This is a genomic window from Streptosporangium minutum, assembly GCF_002149035.1.
Classification (GTDB): domain Bacteria; phylum Actinomycetota; class Actinomycetes; order Streptosporangiales; family Streptosporangiaceae; genus Streptosporangium; species Streptosporangium minutum.
Genome location: NZ_NGFP01000428.1, coordinates 1 through 3,559 on the forward strand (window position 1 = coordinate 1; position 3,559 = coordinate 3,559).

Consider the following 3,559-nt stretch of genomic DNA (forward strand, 5'->3'; position numbering starts at 1 on the left):
CGTTGGGAGGGCGCCGGGTCGGCGTGCCGGAATGGCGTCCGGGCCGGCGCGCGCAAGTCACGGCAAGCCGGCTCACAAGTGAGCCCCAAGCGCTGGATCGCAGACTCGGCGACATGTGGTTCCTCGATCGCACGGCGCGCCAGTTACGCCGTCACCCCGCCCTGCTCACCCACCGCCCACCCGACCTCGACAGGCTGGAGGCCCTGCTCCGCCAGTACGACCCCGGCCTCACGAGGTCAGGCGACTGGTTCGACGCCAGGGGCACCCGGGTGCGCTGCACCGAGATCACCGACAGACAGGCCGCCCTGGCGGGCGTCCCCGCCGACCGGCGCGGAGCGATCATCGCCAGGAACAGGCTGAGACCGGCGGCCTGCCTCCTGCTCAACGGCCTCGCGAGCCGTCTCGGCGGCGCGCTGCACCCGCCGCAGGAGCACGACGACCACGTGGACGTCGAGGTGCGCCTCGGCAGGCGCCTCCCGCTCGGCTGCGAGCGGGTGGCCGAACTGCTCCGCCCGAACCTCGGTGAGCGCACCATCCGCCACGACCACGACCTCGGCCTCTGCCACATCGACGGCAAGACGGGAGACCCCATCCAGGTCACCTACGACCATCCGCCCCCCGGATGGCCGGGGGACCTCCCCGACCACTCGGTCGACCTGGAGATCGACGGCGGCGACCCGCACCGCTCCGACGTGGAGGTCGTCTACAAGGCCGCCAGGTCCCTGGCAGCGGCCGTCGGCGGCACCGTGTACTCGATGGACCTCCCCGTCACGCGGGTCGAGGACGTCATCCCGACCGGAGACCGCCTGGACCCGCCGCCGCGGGCTCAGCGACGGGGGTTGGTACGGCGGGTGGCGACGGCGGACAGCGGGTCCTCGGGCCAGGGGTGCTTGGGGTAGCGGCCCCGGAGCTCGGCGCGGACCGACCGGTAGCCCTCGCCGCGCCAGAAGGAGGCCAGGTCGGCGGTGACCGCCGCCGGGCGCCCCGCCGGGGAGAGCAGGTGAATCACCAGCGGCACCCCGGCCACGCGCGGGGCCTCGTCCCAGCCGAACAGCTCCTGCAGCTTGGCGGCCAGAACCGGCTGGTCGCCGGAGTAGTCGATCCTGATCCGCGATCCGCTGGGGACCTCGATCCGTTCGGGGGCCGTGTCCTCCAGACGGGCGCTCCACGGGACCAGGCGGTGCAGCGCCGAGGTCACGTCGAGGCGTTCCAGGTCGGACCGGCGGCGGACCCGGGACAGCTCGGGCTCCAGCCACAGGTCGGCCGCGCCGATCAGGGCCTCGTCGTCCGTCGCCGGCCAGGGGTCGCCGAGCGCGCGGCGGCAGAAGGCCAGGCGCTCGCGCAGGGCGACGGCCTCGGGAGTCCAGCGCAGGACCGCCAGGCCCTCGGTGCGCAGCCCCTCCAGGACGGCGGGCCTGACATCGGCGTCCCGGAGCCGGGCCGAGGACAGCTCGATGGCGCCGAGGCGTTCCACCCGGCGAGCCGAGACGTCACCGCGCCGCTCACCCGGCGGGACCCGCCACACCACCTCCTCGCCGGAGCCGTACAGGGGCGCGGCGGCGAGCCTGGCGATCTCCTCGTCGATCACGACGGCCTGCCTGACGCGGGCCGACGCCGACCCCGCCGGCCGGTCCGCCACCGCGACGGCCAGCCATTCCGCGCTCGCCAGCCGTGACCCCTGGGGGAGCTCCGCCGCGGTTCCCGACGCCATCAGGTAGGAGCCGCCCCGCCGCCGGGCCACCCGCTCCGGGTAGGCCAGCGCCACGACCAGCCCGGCCACGGCGTCGTCGCCAGGCTCCGGCCCCCGGCCCCCTCCGGCCGGCGCGGAAGGCCGCCCAGCGCTCTTGTCCTGGCCGCCCGGCGCGGGAGCCGGACGCGGCCGTTCGGACTGCCCGGCCGGCGGGGGAGTCGGGTCCGTGCGGGGAACGGCCTGCGCCAGCCGCCTGGTCTCCTGGCGCCAGCGCGCGGAGAAACCGTCGCCGCCCCGCCGGACGGAACGCCAGACGGCGACCAGGTCGTCACCGGCGTCCCTGGGGAGCTGCTCGGACAGCAGCGCCACCACCTCGGCGGCCCGGGGGCCGACGTCGATCAGGGCGCGCGCCAGGCGGGGGTGGACCCCGGCCCCGGCCATCCGCCGCCCCCGGGAGGTGACCCGCCCGTCGAGGGCGCCCAGGTCGTGCAGGGTCCGTCGCGCCGCGTCCATCGCGGCGGGCGGCGGCGGGTCGAGCAGGGCCAGACCGGTGGCGGCGGGATCGCCCCAGCAGGCGGCCTGGAGGGCGAAGCCGGTCAGATCGGCGAGGGCGATCTCGGGCTGGGCGTGGTCGGGGAGCCGGTCGTGTTCGGCCTGCGACCAGCACCGGTAGACGACCCCCGGGGCCTCGCGCCCCGCCCGGCCGGCGCGCTGGACGGCGGAGGCCTTGGACGCGCGGACGGTGGTGAGCGAGCCGAGCCCCCGGGCGTGGTCGGTGCGGGGCTCCCGGGCGAGACCGGAGTCGACCACGATCCGCACGCCGGGGACGGTCAGGCTGGACTCGGCGACCGAGGTGGCGAGCACGACCCGGCGGTTCTCGCCGGGCGAGAGCACGGCGTCCTGCACGCGGGCCGGAGCCTGGCCGTGGACCTGCAGGACGTCGACGCCGTGAAGCATCGCGGCCACCCTGCCGATCTCGCCGACCCCCGGCAGGAAGCACAGCACGTCCCCTCCGTGCTCGACCAGCGCGCGCCGTACGACATCGGCGACGTGGGACAGGAACGCCGGGTCCACCCGCAGGCCGCGCGGGGGCGTCACCGGCCTGGCGGGCGGCGCCCAGACGGGGGTGACCGGGTGCATGGCGCCGGAGGCGTGCACGATCGGCGCGTCCGGCGGGGGTACGGCGGCCGCCAGCCGGTCGCCGGGAGCGCCGGAGCCGAGCAGCCGGACGTCCGGTGGGGGTACGGCGGTCGCCGACTGGTCGCCGGGGGCGCCGGAGCCGAGCAGCCGGGCCCAGGGCGCGGCGTCGGCGGTGGCGGAGGTGGCGATGAGCCGCAGGTCGGGGCGGAGGGTGGCGCGGACGTCGAGGAGGAAGGCCAGGGCGGTGTCGGCGTCCAGGTGGCGTTCGTGGCACTCGTCCAGCAGCACCGCGTCCACGCCGCCGAGCTCGGCGTCGCGCTGGAGCCGCTGGAGGAGGACTCCGGTGGTGACGACCTCGACGACCGTGTCCGCGCCGGCCCTGCGCTCGCCGCGGACCGTGAACCCGACCTCCGCGCCCACCTCCGACTCCAGCAGCCACGCCATCCGCCGTGCCGCCGCCCGCACCGCCATCCGGCGGGGCTCGGCCACGATCACCCGTTTCGGGGCCGAGCCGTCGAGGAGCCCGGCCAGCGCGAGCGGGACGAGCGTGGTCTTGCCCGTGCCGGGAGGCGCGGTGAGCACGGCGACGCCACGCTCGTCCAGGGCCGCGAGCAGCTCGGGCAGAACGTGGCGGACGGGGAGGCCGGACCAGTCGGAACGCACCCGGCCAGTCTCCCCGAGTCCGGTGACCGGCGCGGAACGGGGGCCCGGTCTCGTGCGGTCCGGGGC

Annotated in this window: 2 protein-coding genes; one reads left to right on the top strand and one right to left on the bottom strand. The window is 76.9% G+C overall.

Going from position 1 to position 3,559, the window contains the following annotated elements:
- The first annotated feature begins 113 nt into the window (after positions 1–113).
- Entirely contained in the window at positions 114–899 is a 786-nt protein-coding gene (locus CA984_RS43070; protein ID WP_086579043.1) for a hypothetical protein, read from the top strand.
- Here CA984_RS43070 and CA984_RS43075 read toward each other — a convergent pair.
- Entirely contained in the window at positions 827–3,493 is a 2,667-nt protein-coding gene (locus CA984_RS43075; RefSeq protein ID WP_086579044.1) for an ATP-dependent RNA helicase, read from the bottom strand. The two genes, CA984_RS43070 and CA984_RS43075, sit on opposite strands and share 73 nt — an antisense overlap.
- Between the last annotated feature and the right edge of the window lie 66 nt (positions 3,494–3,559).

Bases quoted from the DNA above. Each gene is read 5' to 3' on its own strand.
- CA984_RS43070 (WP_086579043.1), top strand. From the start codon at position 114: ATGTGGTTCCTCGATCGCACGGCGCGCCAGTTACGCCGTCACCCCGCC.